Genomic DNA, 14,686 nt, shown 5'->3' with positions numbered 1-14,686 from the left:
ACCCTCGTTAAGCGTTTTCGAAACCCTGTAGAACGTTCACGGCGTTGATGCCGATTTCTTCTACCGCGTAGCCACCTTCCATGACGAACAGGGTCGGCTTGCCGAGGCCGGCAATGCGCTTGCCCATGGCCAGGTAGTCCGGGCTGTCGAGTTTGAATTGCGAGATCGGGTCGTCCTTGAAGGTGTCCACGCCGAGGGAGACGACAATGATGTCGGCGCCGTAGTTGTCGATCTCTGCACAGGCCTGTTCCAGGGCTGCACTCCAGGTCTCCCAGCCACTGCCCGCAGCCAATGGATAGTTGAAATTGAAGCCTTCGCCGGCGCCTTCGCCGAGTTCGTCGTCGTAGCCCAGGAAGAACGGAAATTCGGCTTCCGGATGACCATGAATCGAGGTGAACAGCACGTCGCTGCGCTCATAGAAAATCGATTGAGTGCCGTTGCCGTGGTGATAGTCGACGTCGAGGATCGCGACCTTTTTGTGCCCCTGATCGAGGAAGGCCTGGGCGGCAATCGCGGCGTTGTTGAGGTAGCAATAGCCACCCATCAAGTCACCGGCGGCGTGGTGTCCCGGCGGACGGCACAGGGCGAAGGCGCTGTGGGCGCCGCGCTGAATTTCAGCCTGTGCGGTAAGCGCCACTTGCGCTGCGCTGTAGGCCGCTTGCCAGGTGCCGGCGGTAATCGGTGCACCGCCGTCGAAGCTGTAATAGCCGAGTTGGCCATGCAGGCTGGTAGGTTTGACCTGACGCAGGGTGCGGGCCGGCCATGTGTAGGGCAGCAGATCACCGTCGGTATTGAACTCGGTCCAGCGCGCCCAGGCGCCTTTGAAGAACTCCAGATAGTCGTGGCTGTGGATCCGCGCAATCGGCTCAAGGCCGAAGTCCTTGGGGGCTTCGACGGGGCCGAGGTTCTGGTTCTGCACCCGGGCCAGCACGTGGTCGGCGCGCGAAGGCATTTCGAAACAGGGCTTGAGTTGGCCGTCGATCAGTTCACAGCGACCGTGGTGCAAATGGTGGTCGTCCGAGTAGATGGTCAGCATGTTGTTGTTCTCCGCAGGGCTGATTCGGTTAGCCACAGTTTTGCCCGGTGCGGGATTTGGGAGAACGGCAGGAAAGGCCAAAAGGGGATCGATACGGCCAATAAAAATGACCGAAATTCGCCCCTGGCCGGCAGGGGTTTACTCCTCAGCGCAACCCCAACGGCCGAAATTGACTGGGTGCAACCCCGCTCCAGCGCACGAATGCGTGACGAAAACTGGCGGTTTCGCTGAAGCCCAGGGCCTCGGCGATCTGGTAGATCGGCAGCTGATCCTCGCAGAGCATTTGCTTGGCCTGCTCGAAGCGCAACTCGTCGAGCAGTTCCTGATAACTGCAGCCAAGGTCCTTGAGGTGGCGACGCAGCGTGCGGGCCGAACAGTTCATTTGTTCGGCGAGGCCTTCGAGCCCCGGTGCCGCGTTCAACTGGGCGCTGAGTAACTGGCGGATGCGTCCCAGCCACGCCTGGCGCCCGGTGAACTCGACGTTCTGCTTGCGACAGCGTTCGGCCATGGCCTGGTGGGTAATGACGTCGGCCAGTGGCAGAGGCTGGTCGAGCCAGCGCTTGTCGAAGGCGAAGGCGTTGTCCCGCGCGCCGAAATGTCGCGGGCAATTGAAGTGTTGAGCGTAGGTGGTTTCGTAATCGGGTGCAGGATGCTCGAAGCGGGCACTGAGCAAGGGCAGTGGGTGCCCGAGCAGGTCGTCGCAGGTGACGCGTAACGACACCAGGCAGAACTCGGCGTTGAACACGGCCATCGCCGGACTCTCGCGGTAATCGGCGGCGACCAGCCACACCTGTTCGCCATCGTCCTCCAGGCTCAGCTCGAAAAGTGTTCCCAACAGCGCCGGATAGCGAATTGCCAGGCGCAAGGCGTCACCGAAGGTGGCACAGGTGAGCAGGGCGTAACCGAGCATGCCATAGCAGGAAACGTGCATACGCCGCCCCAGCTCCAGGCCGATGTCGTGCTTGAGGGCGACGGCATTGGCGCATACCTGCATCTCCTGGTTGGTGGTGATGCGTGTATCGGCACGGCTCAGGTCCGCCGGGCTAATCCCGCTGCCGGCCAGCAGTGCTTCGCTGGACAGGCCGTCGGCCCGGAAGGCGTCGAGCACCAGCGAAACCGCGTTAAGCGTAGTGAGGTGGGAGTGCAGCATGGAGGGTTCCCGTCGAGGTTTGCTGGGAGAAGAGCAAGTAGCGTGCCGTGATCCGCCACGCCTGCGTGCTCAAGCACTCCGAAAACACTCGCCGGGCCAGATCAAGGCCGATCACGCTGCGCTAATCGCCCAGCTTTCGGGCATTTCAGCTTAACTCGCCACACAGGTCCAGTTCGGCCAGGCGACGCACCTCATCACTCGCCAGTCCAGCGCCGAGCAATGCATGCAGCTTGCCGAATGCCGCCTCACGGGTCATGCCGCCACCCGACAGTACGCCAACGCCACGCAAACGGCTGCCGGCTTCGTAGATATCCAGTTCGACGCCGCCCTCGTGACACTGAGTAATCGCCACTACCACCACGCCAAGCGCACGGGCTCGCTCAAGGCTGGCCAGGAACTGCGGGTTGTCACTCGGTCCGGTACCGCTGCCGAAACACTCCAGCACCAGGCCCTGGATACCGCTGTCGAGCATGCCGTCGAGTTGTTCGGCACCGATGCCGGGGAATAGCGGCAGTACGCCGACCCGGGCCAGTTGTTTGGGCTGCTGATACTGCAAGGCTTGCGGGATCGATGCGGCCTTCATACCGCCACCCTGGCGTTGCAGGCGGGCGAAGGGATGGCGACCGAAACTGCGGATTTTCGCGCAACGCGTCGGGTCCAGCAGTTCGCCATGGAAGTACAGGTGCACCCCTGGCGCCAGACCCTGACCAAGGGCAGCCAGCGCACCGCCGAGGTTTTCCCAGGCATCGCTGTCGGTGACCCCGGCGGGCAGCATCGAACCGGTAAACACCACGCGGGCCTGCAGGCCCAGCAGTTGGAAGCTCATGGCCGCGGCGCTGTAGGCCAGGGTATCGGTGCCATGCAGAATGAGCACACTGTCACAGCCATCGACGTCGACCGCCTCAACCACCGCCTCACGCAAACGCTGCCAGTAGTCGGGCGTCATGTTGGCGCTGTCGATCAGCGGGTTCATCTCGCGAAAACGCCACTGCGGCACCACAAGTTGCGGCTGGCTGTGCAGGTAGTCGCGCATCCGCGCCTCGAAGCCGGAGGCCGGTGCGAGGCCATTGGCGCTGGCTTGCATGCCGATGGTGCCACCGGTGTAGAGCACCATGATGTGCTGGGCGGCGGGGTAGGTTGCAGGGGTCATGTGAGGTCTCCTGAAGGGATGACGGCGTGCGACCGAGCATGACGCCGGTCGCACGATGTGTCACGTCGGGCGCAGGGGGTGCGCCCGTTTTTTACCGGTCAGCGTTGCGCTGCGGTGACGCCGTCAATGGCGGTATCAGTCTTGGTCGCTACGGCAGGCGGGTTGGCCGGCCAGGCTTGCAGATCCAGGTCCAGATCGGAGAACTTGCTCGAGTCGAAGACTGGCGTCTTGATGCCGGCCGCGCGTTGGTCGTCGTAGTCACGCAGGATGCGCATGCCGATCTTGAACAGCAGGAACAGCGCGATCAGGTTGACGAATGCGAGCATGGTCATGGTGATGTCGGCAAAGGCGAACACGGTGCCGAGGTTTTCGATGGCGCCCCAGAAAATCAACACCAGTACCAGTGCGCGGTAGCCGATAAGGGCCTTGCGGTTGTCACCGATCAGGTAGCGCAGGTTGCTCTCGCCCAGGTAGTAGTTGTAGAGAATCGAGGTGAACACAAACAGCGCCAGCGCCACCGAGATGAACATCCGGCCCCATTCGCCGACGACGGCCGCCAGGGAGTTCTGGGTCAGGGCGATGCCGTCACCTTCGAAGCCCGGGGTATAGAAGCCCGACAGCAGGATCAGCAGTGCGGTGCAGGTGCAGATGATGAAGGTGTCGAGGAACACGCTGAACGCTTGCACCACGCCTTGCGCGACCGGGTGCTCGACCGAGGCTACAGCAGCGACGTTGGGCGCACTGCCCAGGCCGGCTTCGTTGGCGAATACGCCACGCTTCACGCCCATGATGATGGCGCTGCCCACCAGGCCACCGAAGGCCTGGTCCAGGCCGAAGGCGCTCTTGACGATGGTCATCAGCATGCCCGGCACTTGGTCGAACTGCAGCACGATCACGTAGATGGTCACGGCGATGTAAACCAGGGTCTTGACCGGCACCAGCAGGTCGGCAATCGCGGCAATCCGCTTGATCCCGCCGATGAACACCAGGCCCAGCAGCACTGCCAGGGCGAGACCGGTGTAGGTGGTGTCGAGACCGAAGGCGTTGTTCAGCGAGTGGGTCACGGCGTGGGCTTGCAGGCCATTGAAGGCAAAACCGAAGGTGATCAGCAGCAGGAACGCCATGATCATCCCCAGCCAGCGTTTTTTCAGGCCGTGCTCGATGTAGTAGGACGGGCCGCCACGGTACTGACCTTCGGAATCGCAGCGCTTGTAGAGCTGACCGAGGGAGCACTCGAAGAAGCTGCTGGACATGCCGACCAGTGCGGTCATCCACATCCAGAACACGGCGCCCGGGCCGCCCAGGGTTACGGCAATGCCAACCCCGGCGATGTTGCCGGCACCGACGCGCCCGGCGAGGCTGAGCATCAGCGCCTGGAATGAGCTGAGTTGGCCGGCGCTGCTGCGCAGACTGTCACGGAACACCGCGAACATGTGGAAGAAGTGACGCAGTTGAACGAAACGCGAGCGGATCGTGAAGTAACCACCGAGCCCGACAATGAGCACGATCAGTACTTTCCCTGAGAGGAAGTCGTTAATGACTTCGAGCATGGATTATTCCTCGCTGTTTTTTGTGTAGGCAGATGCTGACCTGGTGGACACATCTTGTTACGTCTGTGGGCGCACGGCTCAACAGGCGGTTCGATGTTCGTCCCGGGTTCATATCGCGGGTTTGTTATTAGTTCGGGTTTCGCATGAGTTGGGGTCTCGCTACCGACGACCGCTCATGCGAAGAGGGGCGGCACTATACCGATGCTTTCCTGTGGGAGCGAGCCTGCTCGCGTTTACGGTAGAACTTTCAATGCAGGTGGCGATTGACTGGACGCTCTCGCGAGCAGGCTCGCTCCCACAGGTTCTACATTTCTTCAGGTTAAAAAAAGGGCCTGGAGATTCATCTCCAGGCCCTCAAAAGGTGAGAGGTGTCTAGTCCCTCGACCTGGTGAGCGGTGCTACAGCATCAGGCCTTCAAAGGCACCAGACGCGGGGCAATCATATTTTCCGGACGCAGGATGTCGGCGAGCATGGCATCGTCGAGCAGGCCTTCTTCACGTACCAGTTCCAGCACGCCACGGCCGGTTTCCAGCGCGATACGGGCGATGCGGGTGGCGTTTTTGTAGCCGATGTACGGGTTCAGTGCGGTGACCAGGCCGATCGAGTGTTCGACCAGTTCGCGGCAGCGGGCTTCGTTGGCGGTGATGCCGACGATGCAGTGCTCGCGCAGCATGTCCATGGCGCGTTGCAGCAGGCGGATCGAGTCGAGGATCTTGAAGGCGATCAGCGGCTCCATCACGTTCAGTTGCAACTGGCCGCCTTCGGCCGCCATGGTCAGGGCCAGGTCGTTACCGATCACCTGGAACGCTACCTGGTTGACGGCCTCCGGGATTACCGGGTTGACCTTGCCAGGCATGATCGAGCTGCCTGGCTGACGCGCTGGCAGGTTGATCTCGTTGATGCCGGTACGCGGGCCGCTGGACAGCAGGCGCAGGTCGTTGCAGATCTTCGACAGCTTGACCGCGGTGCGCTTGAGCATGCCGGAGAACAGCACGAAGGCGCCCATGTCGGAAGTGGCTTCGATCAGGTCGGCGGCTGGAACCAGCGGTTGACCGCTGATTAATGCCAGACGCTCTACGGCCAGGGCCTGGTAGCGTGGGTCGGCGTTGATGCCGGTGCCGATCGCGGTGCCACCCAGGTTCACTTCAGTCAATAGTTCTGGCGCCAGGGTTTTCAGGCGTGCCAGGTCTTCGCCCATGGTGGTGGCGAACGCACGGAATTCCTGACCCAGGGTCATCGGCACGGCGTCTTGCAGTTGGGTACGACCCATCTTCAGGACGTGGTTGAATTCTTCACCCTTGGCCGCGAACGCCTGAATCAGGCTGTCGAGGCTGGCGAGCAGGGCGTCGTGACCCAGCAGCAGGCCCAGACGAATGGCCGTTGGGTAGGCGTCGTTGGTCGACTGCGCCATGTTCACGTCGTCGTTCGGGTGCAGGTACTGGTACTCGCCTTTCTGGTGGCCCATGGCTTCCAGCGCGATGTTGGCGATCACTTCGTTGGCATTCATGTTGGTCGAAGTGCCAGCGCCGCCTTGAATCATGTCCACCACGAACTCTTCGTGGAAATCGCCGCGGATCAAACGTGCACAGGCTTCGCTGATGGCAGCGTGCTTGGCTTCGGTCAGGTGACCCAGCTCACGGTTGGCGTCAGCAGCGGCCTGTTTGACCATGGCCAGACCGACAACCAGTTTTGGGTAATGCGAAATCGGAACGCCCGAGAGGCGGAAGTTATTCACCGCTCGCAGGGTCTGGATGCCGTAATACGCTTGAGCAGGGACTTCGAGAGTGCCAAGCAGGTCGTTTTCTGTGCGGAATGATGCAGCGGAGGACATGATAGAAATCATCTCAATATGGACCCGGTCTGTGCCGGAACGCTGTGAATGCTAGGCTTGTGGAGAATTTTGAGCCAATGCTGTTAAACACTAGCCTATGCACATTCGGCATAATGCCGATGTGACGCCGTGTACACGGCGAGCGTGTGACCTAATTTGGTGCGTGTCCGGGAGGATGTGATGAATCTGGAAAGCAAATGGCTGGAGGACTTCAGTGCCCTGGCCGCGACCCGCAGCTTTTCCCAAGCGGCCGAGCGGCGCTTCGTGACGCAGCCGGCATTCAGCCGGCGCATTCGCAGCCTGGAAGCGGCGCTGGGGCTGACACTGGTCAACCGCTCGCGCACACCCATCGAACTGACGGCGGCCGGACAGCTGTTTCTGGTGACCGCGCGGACGGTGGTCGAACAGTTGGGTGAAGTGTTGCGCCACCTGCATCACCTCGAAGGTGGGCAGGGTGAAGTGATGCAGGTCGCGGCAGCGCATTCCTTGGCGCTGGGGTTTTTCCCACGCTGGATTGCGCAATTGCGCAACGAAGGCCTGAATATCGCTACGCGGCTGGTGGCCACCAACGTTGGCGATGCCGTGCATGCTTTGCGCGAGGGCGGCTGCGATCTGATGCTGGCCTTTTACGATCCTGATGCGGCAATGCAGATGGATTCGGAAATTTTTCCTTCGCTGCACCTTGGTCAGACCGAAATGCTCCCGGTATGTGCAGCCGATGCCGACGGCAAACCTTTGTTTGACCTCGAAGGCGAAGCCAGCGTGCCGTTGTTGGCGTATAGCGCCGGGGCTTTTCTCGGACGCTCGGTCAACATGTTGCTGCGCCAGCGGGCGCTGCGCTTTACCACGGTGTATGAAACGGCAATGGCCGACAGCCTCAAAAGCATGGCCCTGGAAGGGCTGGGTATCGCCTGGGTGCCGCAGTTGAGCGTGCGCGCCGAACTGGCGCGTGGTGAGCTGGTGGTTTGCGGTGGGGCGCAATGGCATGTGCCGCTGGAGATTCGCTTGTATCGCTGCGCGTTGGTGCGCAAGGCTAACGTGCGATTGCTTTGGCGCAAGTTGGAGGGTGGGGCGGCAAGCACGAATCAATAGGGTCAGGCAGGCAGAGCCGTTGCTCGAACGGCTCTGTGGATATTAGGTTGAGCGGTCAAGCTTTGTTAGCCAGATGATTTTTGATGTTTAGTCGATTGGCTGAGCTGAAATGATAAATGTTGGATCTGAGCGGGTGGGGCTGTGGTGTCATGTAGGTTTCACCCCACCAGCCATCATATTGGACTTCGAAGTCTTCATGCTTTGCACCCAGCAAGTGGCCGACTTCATGGGCAGGTATCAAGTAATTGGTTAATGATGCGATGGCAAAGCTGCCTGCATTCGTCACTCGATCAATTAGTGCGATACCACTTAGTTTTTCATTGATTGGCTCATTGGTCACCAAAACAACCTTGGTTAATGGGTTTGTAACGAATCCTTCTTTTCTAGCCTCATCCAGGTATTTGACGCCTTCTTTTCCCCATCTGATTAATACTTTTAGACCATCCTCATTTTTGTAGTCAAAGCTGCTATACGGTTTGCCGCTGCCGAAGATAATGTGAACGTCACGTTCAATAAAACTTTCCAGTTCGGTTTTCAGGTGGAGAAAGTAGTCCTGGTAAATGGTTGTTCTTTTAGAGGATGGCACATCATCATGGATGACGACGAAGATGGTAATGCTGTTTTTCCTTGGCGTTTCGCTGCTCATACCGTAATCCTTTACGTATGGGTGTCTAAAATTAAATCAAGATTTAACGGTTCTGCATTTTGGGTTTACGCAACGTACTTTAGGCTCTATCGAATCGGTTGAGGTAGTTGCGAATGGTTTCTACATTTTTATCGCTGAAAATGAATACCTGCTTGCCTTTATCCGCAGTCATGAATGATCTGGAAGAATCAGTCCCCGTGTAAGTTTAATTTCGATAAGCACTGTCTTCATGGCGGGCGTCCAGCATGTGCCCGATTTCGTGGGATACCGTTATCTTCAACTCTGTCGAGGCGTTACTAAGCAAACCAGGGTATTGATTCTGTCGCGGGTCAATAACAGATACTTGTGAAGGGCGTCATTGTCATAATCATCGGATTTTTCATTCAGGCCTCGGCAAAATTCTTGATTTTCAAGTCAATAAAATTGCTGTGCGGGGCCATGTGACAGATGGTCATCGCAGGGGCTGTTTATCGGCAGTATTGCGGTATACTGCGCGGCCTTCGGCCGGCATGTCTGGCCAAAATTCGTACAATCAAGCCACGCATTCTGCGTGGCTTGTTGTTTTTTGACGCGCCTGCGGGCGCCCAGAGAGAAGAGGCGCGACGATGAGTGCACTGGTTGGCGTGATCATGGGCTCCAAGTCCGATTGGTCCACCCTTAGCCACACCGCCGATATGCTGGAAAAGCTCGGCATTCCCTACGAGGTTAAAGTGGTCTCCGCCCACCGCACCCCGGACCTGCTGTTCCAGTACGCTGAAGAAGCCGAGGCGCGTGGCATCGAGGTGATCATCGCGGGTGCCGGTGGCGCGGCGCACTTGCCGGGCATGTGTGCGGCCAAGACTCATTTGCCGGTACTGGGCGTGCCCGTGCAATCGGCTATGTTGTCGGGTGTCGACTCGCTGCTCTCCATCGTGCAGATGCCTGCGGGTATTCCGGTCGCTACACTGGCAATCGGCAAGGCCGGCGCGATCAACGCAGCCCTGCTGTCGGCGAGTATCCTTGGCGCCAAGCACCCGCAGTTCCACGCGGTGCTGAAAACCTTCCGTGCTGAGCAAACAGACAGCGTCCTGGAAAATCCAGACCCACGCATCGCCTGAGGTTGTTGACGATGAAGATCGGTGTAATCGGTGGCGGCCAGTTGGGTCGCATGCTGGCCTTGGCGGGCACTCCGCTGGGGATGAACTTTGCTTTCCTCGATCCGGCGCCGGATGCCTGTGCCGCGGCACTGGGTGAGCACTTGCGCGCCGATTACGGCGATCAGGATCACTTGCGTCAATTGGCCGACGAAGTCGACCTGGTGACCTTCGAGTTCGAAAGCGTTCCGGCGGAAACCGTAGCCTTCCTGTCGCAGTTCGTCCCGGTCTATCCGAGTGCCGAAGCGCTGCGCATTGCTCGTGATCGTTGGTTCGAGAAGAGCATGTTCAAGGACCTGGGGATCCCGACCCCGGCGTTCGCCGATATCCAGTCGCAAGCCGACCTTGACGCCGCAGTCAGTGCCATTGGCCTGCCAGCCGTCCTCAAGACCCGCACCCTGGGTTACGACGGCAAGGGCCAGAAAGTCCTGCGCACGGCTGACGATGTGGTAGGTACCTTCGCCGAGCTGGGCAGCGTGGCGTGCCTGCTGGAAGGCTTCGTGCCCTTTACCGGTGAAGTGTCGTTGATCGCCGTGCGCGCCCGCGATGGCGAAACTCGCTTCTACCCGCTGGTGCACAACACCCACGACAGCGGCATTCTCAAGCTGTCCGTGGCCAGCACCGAGCATCCATTGCAAGCCCTGGCGGAGGATTACTCCAGCCGTGTGCTCAAGCAGCTGGATTATGTCGGCGTGATGGCCTTCGAGTTCTTTGAAGTCGACGGCGGCCTCAAGGCCAACGAAATCGCCCCGCGTGTACACAATTCCGGGCACTGGACAACCGAAGGCGCCGAGTGCAGCCAATTCGAAAACCACTTGCGTGCCGTTGCCGGCCTGCCACTGGGTTCGACGGCCAAGGTCGGTGAGAGCGCCATGCTCAACTTCATCGGCGTGGTGCCGCCGGTGGAGCAGGTCATCGCCATCGAAGATTGCCACCTGCATCACTATGGCAAGGCCTTCAAGGTCGGGCGCAAGGTCGGTCACGCCAACCTGCGCTGCGCCGACAAGGCCACGCTGGAGCGGCAGATCCTCAAGGTCGAAGCGCTCATCGCCGAGCAATAAGGCTATGGTCCGCCGGGAACCTTCGGGTCCCGGCGTTCTCTGATGGCAGGATGCCAAAGTCTGTCTAGGCTGTGGCATAGCTACTTCACTCAGAGGGAAACGCCATGGGAATTATCGGAACCATCTTCATCGGACTGATCGTGGGCCTGCTGGCTCGTTTCCTGAAACCGGGTGACGACAGCATGGGCTGGATCATGACGATTCTGCTCGGTATCGGTGGTTCGCTGGCCGCCACCTACGGCGGTCAGGCACTGGGTATCTACCAGGCGGGTCAAGGCGCCGGCTTCATCGGTGCGCTGGTGGGCGCCGTGGTCTTGCTGGTGATCTACGGTATGGTCAAAAAGAACTGATTCAAGCGACCAAGCCCTCTGCGCGATTGACGCGCAGAGGGCTAGAATGCCCGGCGTCTTATAGTCCCTTCCTGCCGAGCACCTTCATGCGCCGTCTTCTGTTAACTCTTATCTTGCTGGGCTCTGGCCTGGCTCACGCTGGCGACCTGCCGGAAACCGATTGGCTGGAACTGATGCCCAAGTCGGACCAGAAGGCGCTGGAAGCCATGCCGGAAATCGACCACAACTCTCCGGAAGCCAACGGCACCTTTACTGACAAGGGTGGCCTGAAGCAGAGCAAAGGCTTGCCGGCGGTGATGTATTCGACCAAGACCGTCGCCGCGATGAACGGCAAACACATACGCATCGGTGGTTACCCGGTGCCGCTGGAAACCGATGGCAAGGGCCGCAGCACCCTGTTCTTCCTGGTTCCATACCCGGGCGCCTGTATCCACGTGCCGCCACCTCCGCCGAACCAACTGGTGCTGGTGCGCTATCCGAAGGGTTTGAAGCTGGACGATATCTACACGCCGTTGTGGGTGACTGGCACGCTGAAGGTCGAGACGGTCAACAATGACCTGGCCGACGCCGCCTACGCGCTGGATGCGGCGCAGGTGCGGGTCGTGCAGGAGTCGGATCTGTAGCAGGGAGCCCGAAGGCTCAGAGCGGCTTGCTGGCGATGCTCACGCCCAAGGTATGGCTGGCACCCGCTGCCAGTTGGACGATGTCGTCCATCACGTTCGCGGTTTCGATGCACAGCATGCGTTGCCAGCCATCATTGGCCATGTCGCTGAACGCTGCCGCGCGGTCGATCCAGGGGTTCCAGATGACGGCACTGCGCGAACCGCTGGCGGTCAGCTCGATGCGTCGTTCCCAGGTTGGGTCGACGATGCTCAATTTGGCAGGCGTATTGAGGTAGATCCGGTCGGTTTCGCCGGTGACGTGCAGGTCGCCTTGTTGTTTGGCGATGTTCCAATCATCCAGGGTTTCGATGTAGCTCAACCCGTCTACACCTTCAACCTGCACGTTGCGCACATCGCTGACCGCGAAATAGCTGTGCAACGCCTGGCTGATGCTGACGCTGTCGGTGCCGCGGTTGTGGCTGGTCAGGTGAATGTGCAGTTGTTCGTCGAGCCGAATGCTCAGGCGCAGATCAACCTGATGCGGCCAACCTGGCAGGCCGTTTTCCGGCACCGGCAGGATGAACTCGACATTCAGGCCGCCGTCGGTGGTGCCGATCTCGCCCAACTCCCAATCCAGCGCCCGCACCAGCCCGTGAGCAGGGGCGGGTTCGTTGCTGACACGCATCGCCTGGACGCTGGCCGGGTTGCGCTGGAGATTGCCAAACCAGGGCCAGCACACCGGCACGCCGGCGCGAATGCTTTTACCGGTCTTGAACACCGCTTCATCGTTGAGCCAGATCACTGGCGGCTGCCCATCCAGTTGATAGCTGAGGATGTGCGCGCCTTGCTGGGCGACCAGCAGTTCGGCCTGGCCGTGGCGAATCCGCCAGCAGTTCAGTTGATCCAGTTTGACGGTTTCGACGACGGGCGTGCTCATGGGGCAACTCTCGATCAGTAACAGGGACGATATCAGGCGCGCGGTGGCAGCGAACGGGTGCGGCCACTGCCATCGATGGCGACGAAGACGAAAGCCGCTTCCGTGACTTTGCGCCACTCGCTGGACAGCGGATCGTCGCTCCAGACCTCGACCAGCATCTTGATCGAGGTACGACCAATTTCCTGGGCCTGGGTGTAGAACGACAACTGGGCGCCAACGGCTACCGGGACCAGGAAGGCCATGCGGTCGATCGCTACCGTGGCAACGCGGCCACCGGCGATCTTGCTGGCCATGGCGGTGCCGGCCAGATCCATCTGGGACACCAGCCAGCCGCCGAAAATATCGCCAAAGCCGTTGGTTTCGCGAGGAAGCGCAGTGATTTGCAGGGCCAGATCGCCTTGCGGGATCGGATCGTCTTGTTCGAGTTCTATCATGCCGGGGGTGCCTCTTACCCGTGACTCTCATTGGTATTTCAGGTGAATAGCCGTCTTTCGAAAAACGATTCAGCCCGAACACACTGCGTTCGTCGTGTTTTCCATAAGGCGTGCTAAAGGGAAACTCTGCGAAATCGACTGGTTGCACCAGCAGCGTCTTCGCACAGCAACCCTTGCAGCATATTGCAGGCTGCGAGTATATCGAGCGGTAGACCGCGCGACGACCGTCCGGTTCTCATTTTGCCTGTCAAATACGCGCATCCTGTGCTTTTTCAAACAATTTGTTATCGTGCCAAACCTGCCCAAGCTCCAGCCAGCGTTGTTGGGGTTGCAGATCCGACTATAAGAGAAGCCCTTGCCATGACCACAGCGCCATCGAGCATAGCGTCACCCGCGCAGCCCGCACGACCCTTGACCCGCAATGACTACAAGACTCTGTCGCTGTCCGCCCTGGGCGGTGCGCTGGAGTTCTACGACTTTATTATCTTCGTGTTCTTCGCCACGGTGGTCGGCAAGCTGTTCTTCCCGGCCGACATGCCCGAGTGGCTGCGGCTGATGCAGACCTTCGGCATCTTCGCTGCCGGCTACCTCGCGCGACCGTTGGGCGGCATCGTCATGGCGCACTTCGGCGACCTGCTGGGACGCAAGAAAATGTTCACCCTGAGCATTTTCATGATGGCCGTGCCGACGTTGATCATGGGTCTGCTGCCGACTTACGCGCAGATCGGCATGTGGGCACCGATCCTGCTGCTGCTGATGCGGGTGATCCAAGGTGCTGCCATCGGCGGTGAAGTGCCGGGCGCCTGGGTATTCGTGTCCGAGCACGTCCCGCAGCGACATATTGGCTATGCCTGCGGCACATTGACCTCCGGGCTGACCGCCGGGATTCTCCTGGGCTCGCTGGTCGCCACCGCGATCAACAGCATCTATACCCCGGAGCAGGTGTCCGACTACGCTTGGCGGATCCCGTTCCTGCTGGGTGGCGTGTTTGGCCTGTTCTCGGTCTACCTGCGCCGCTGGCTGCACGAAACCCCGGTATTCGCCGAACTGCAACAGCGCAAGGCCCTGGCCGAAGAAGTGCCGCTGCGTGCGGTGCTGCGTGACCATCGCGGGGCGATTGCGATCTCGATGCTGCTGACCTGGCTACTGTCGGCCGGGATCATCGTGGTTATCCTGATGACCCCGACCGTGCTGCAGACCGTCTACCACTTCCCGGCCACCACCGCGTTGCAGGCCAACAGCCTGGCGATCGTGTTCCTCAGCCTGGGTTGCGTGATCTCCGGTGCACTGGCTGACCGCTTTGGTGCCGGTCGGGTGTTCGTGGTCGGCAGCGCCTTGTTGCTGCTGAGCTCGTGGACCTTCTATCACAGCCTGTTCAATCATCCGGACTGGCTGTTCCCGATGTATTCGCTGACCGGCCTGCTGGTCGGCACGATCGGTGCCGTGCCTTATGTCATGGTCAAGGCCTTCCCGGCGGTGGTGCGTTTCAGCGGCCTGTCGTTCTCCTACAACCTGGCGTACGCAATCTTCGGTGGCCTGACGCCAATGGTCGTGACCCTGTTGCTCAAGGAAAGCCAGATGGGCCCGGCCTACTATGTCGCGATCATTTGCGGCGTGGGCATCGTCGTCGGTGGCTACCTGTGGAAAAAGGGCCGTTGAGGCGCTGAAAACCGCAGTTCCAGCCTGTCTCTCTATGAAGGCCAGCATTCTTCGC

At 60.1% G+C, this 14,686-nt stretch carries 14 protein-coding genes; 6 read left to right on the top strand and 8 right to left on the bottom strand.

Translation table 11 applies throughout. The features are described from left to right. Nucleotides 1-7 precede the first annotated feature (7 nt). The 5 genes from KW062_RS00385 to aspA all read right to left on the bottom strand — a co-directional run bounded on the left by KW062_RS00385 (nt 8) and on the right by aspA (nt 6,717). A complete protein-coding gene (locus tag KW062_RS00385; protein WP_027616772.1) occupies nt 8-1,036 on the bottom strand; it encodes a histone deacetylase family protein in 1,029 nt (342 codons plus the stop codon). A 145-nt stretch (nt 1,037-1,181) separates the two neighbouring features. Then, complete coding sequence (locus KW062_RS00380; protein WP_105753556.1) at nt 1,182-2,186, bottom strand: AraC family transcriptional regulator; 1,005 nt, start codon at nt 2,184-2,186, stop codon at nt 1,182-1,184. A 145-nt stretch (nt 2,187-2,331) separates the two neighbouring features. Continuing rightward, on the bottom strand, nt 2,332-3,336 hold the full coding sequence (locus tag KW062_RS00375) for an asparaginase (RefSeq protein WP_105753557.1): 1,005 nt from the start codon (nt 3,334-3,336) through the stop codon (nt 2,332-2,334). Between the two features lie 98 nt (nt 3,337-3,434). Beyond that, entirely contained in the window at nt 3,435-4,886 is a 1,452-nt protein-coding gene (locus tag KW062_RS00370) for an alanine/glycine:cation symporter family protein (RefSeq protein WP_027616775.1), read from the bottom strand. A gap of 406 nt (nt 4,887-5,292) precedes the next feature. Next, complete coding sequence (gene aspA / locus KW062_RS00365; RefSeq protein WP_027616776.1) at nt 5,293-6,717, bottom strand: aspartate ammonia-lyase; 1,425 nt, start codon at nt 6,715-6,717, stop codon at nt 5,293-5,295. A 180-nt stretch (nt 6,718-6,897) separates the two neighbouring features. On the opposite strand from aspA, the gene KW062_RS00360 reads away from it, so the two are divergent. Further along, on the top strand, nt 6,898-7,809 hold the full coding sequence (locus tag KW062_RS00360) for a LysR substrate-binding domain-containing protein (RefSeq protein WP_027616777.1): 912 nt from the start codon (nt 6,898-6,900) through the stop codon (nt 7,807-7,809). A 55-nt stretch (nt 7,810-7,864) separates the two neighbouring features. Here KW062_RS00360 and KW062_RS00355 read toward each other — a convergent pair whose 3' ends face one another. Then, nucleotides 7,865-8,455 (bottom strand): hypothetical protein, encoded by a 591-nt coding sequence (locus tag KW062_RS00355; protein ID WP_105753558.1) that lies wholly within the window; start codon nt 8,453-8,455, stop codon nt 7,865-7,867. Nucleotides 8,456-9,060: 605 nt separating this feature from the next. Here KW062_RS00355 and purE point away from each other — a divergent pair. The 4 genes from purE to KW062_RS00335 all read left to right on the top strand — a co-directional run bounded on the left by purE (nt 9,061) and on the right by KW062_RS00335 (nt 11,622). Next, entirely contained in the window at nt 9,061-9,552 is a 492-nt protein-coding gene (gene purE / locus KW062_RS00350; RefSeq protein ID WP_007971731.1) for a 5-(carboxyamino)imidazole ribonucleotide mutase, read from the top strand. 11 nt (nt 9,553-9,563) lie between these two features. Beyond that, entirely contained in the window at nt 9,564-10,649 is a 1,086-nt protein-coding gene (locus tag KW062_RS00345) for a 5-(carboxyamino)imidazole ribonucleotide synthase (protein ID WP_027616778.1), read from the top strand. A gap of 104 nt (nt 10,650-10,753) precedes the next feature. Further along, nucleotides 10,754-10,999 (top strand): GlsB/YeaQ/YmgE family stress response membrane protein, encoded by a 246-nt coding sequence (locus tag KW062_RS00340; RefSeq protein WP_027616779.1) that lies wholly within the window; start codon nt 10,754-10,756, stop codon nt 10,997-10,999. A gap of 86 nt (nt 11,000-11,085) precedes the next feature. Next, a complete protein-coding gene (locus KW062_RS00335; protein WP_105753559.1) occupies nt 11,086-11,622 on the top strand; it encodes a DUF3299 domain-containing protein in 537 nt (178 codons plus the stop codon). A gap of 16 nt (nt 11,623-11,638) precedes the next feature. Here KW062_RS00335 and KW062_RS00330 read toward each other — a convergent pair whose 3' ends face one another. Both KW062_RS00330 and KW062_RS00325 read right to left on the bottom strand, forming a co-directional pair. Then, nucleotides 11,639-12,538 (bottom strand): D-hexose-6-phosphate mutarotase, encoded by a 900-nt coding sequence (locus KW062_RS00330; protein ID WP_027616781.1) that lies wholly within the window; start codon nt 12,536-12,538, stop codon nt 11,639-11,641. 32 nt (nt 12,539-12,570) lie between these two features. Continuing rightward, entirely contained in the window at nt 12,571-12,972 is a 402-nt protein-coding gene (locus KW062_RS00325) for an acyl-CoA thioesterase (RefSeq protein ID WP_027616782.1), read from the bottom strand. 360 nt (nt 12,973-13,332) lie between these two features. Between KW062_RS00325 and KW062_RS00320 the strand changes: the two genes are divergently transcribed. After that, nucleotides 13,333-14,631 carry an MFS transporter gene (locus KW062_RS00320; protein WP_105753560.1) on the top strand — a complete coding sequence of 433 codons (1,299 nt, stop codon included), beginning with the start codon at nt 13,333-13,335 and terminating at the stop codon, nt 14,629-14,631. Nucleotides 14,632-14,686 lie beyond the last annotated feature (55 nt).

This window comes from Pseudomonas fluorescens, assembly GCF_019212185.1.
Classification (GTDB): domain Bacteria; phylum Pseudomonadota; class Gammaproteobacteria; order Pseudomonadales; family Pseudomonadaceae; genus Aquipseudomonas.
This window is presented reverse-complemented; position numbering and strand designations above follow the sequence as displayed.

Coding starts and splice junctions, on each gene's coding strand:
- KW062_RS00385 (WP_027616772.1), bottom strand. CDS start 1,036: ATGCTGACCATCTACTCGGACGACCACCATTTGCACCACGGTCGCTGT.
- KW062_RS00380 (WP_105753556.1), bottom strand. CDS start 2,186: ATGCTGCACTCCCACCTCACTACGCTTAACGCGGTTTCGCTGGTGCTC.
- KW062_RS00375 (WP_105753557.1), bottom strand. CDS start 3,336: ATGACCCCTGCAACCTACCCCGCCGCCCAGCACATCATGGTGCTCTAC.
- KW062_RS00370 (WP_027616775.1), bottom strand. CDS start 4,886: ATGCTCGAAGTCATTAACGACTTCCTCTCAGGGAAAGTACTGATCGTG.
- aspA (WP_027616776.1), bottom strand. CDS start 6,717: ATGTCCTCCGCTGCATCATTCCGCACAGAAAACGACCTGCTTGGCACT.
- KW062_RS00360 (WP_027616777.1), top strand. CDS start 6,898: ATGAATCTGGAAAGCAAATGGCTGGAGGACTTCAGTGCCCTGGCCGCG.
- KW062_RS00355 (WP_105753558.1), bottom strand. CDS start 8,455: ATGAGCAGCGAAACGCCAAGGAAAAACAGCATTACCATCTTCGTCGTC.
- purE (WP_007971731.1), top strand. CDS start 9,061: ATGAGTGCACTGGTTGGCGTGATCATGGGCTCCAAGTCCGATTGGTCC.
- KW062_RS00345 (WP_027616778.1), top strand. CDS start 9,564: ATGAAGATCGGTGTAATCGGTGGCGGCCAGTTGGGTCGCATGCTGGCC.
- KW062_RS00340 (WP_027616779.1), top strand. CDS start 10,754: ATGGGAATTATCGGAACCATCTTCATCGGACTGATCGTGGGCCTGCTG.
- KW062_RS00335 (WP_105753559.1), top strand. CDS start 11,086: ATGCGCCGTCTTCTGTTAACTCTTATCTTGCTGGGCTCTGGCCTGGCT.
- KW062_RS00330 (WP_027616781.1), bottom strand. CDS start 12,538: ATGAGCACGCCCGTCGTCGAAACCGTCAAACTGGATCAACTGAACTGC.
- KW062_RS00325 (WP_027616782.1), bottom strand. CDS start 12,972: ATGATAGAACTCGAACAAGACGATCCGATCCCGCAAGGCGATCTGGCC.
- KW062_RS00320 (WP_105753560.1), top strand. CDS start 13,333: ATGACCACAGCGCCATCGAGCATAGCGTCACCCGCGCAGCCCGCACGA.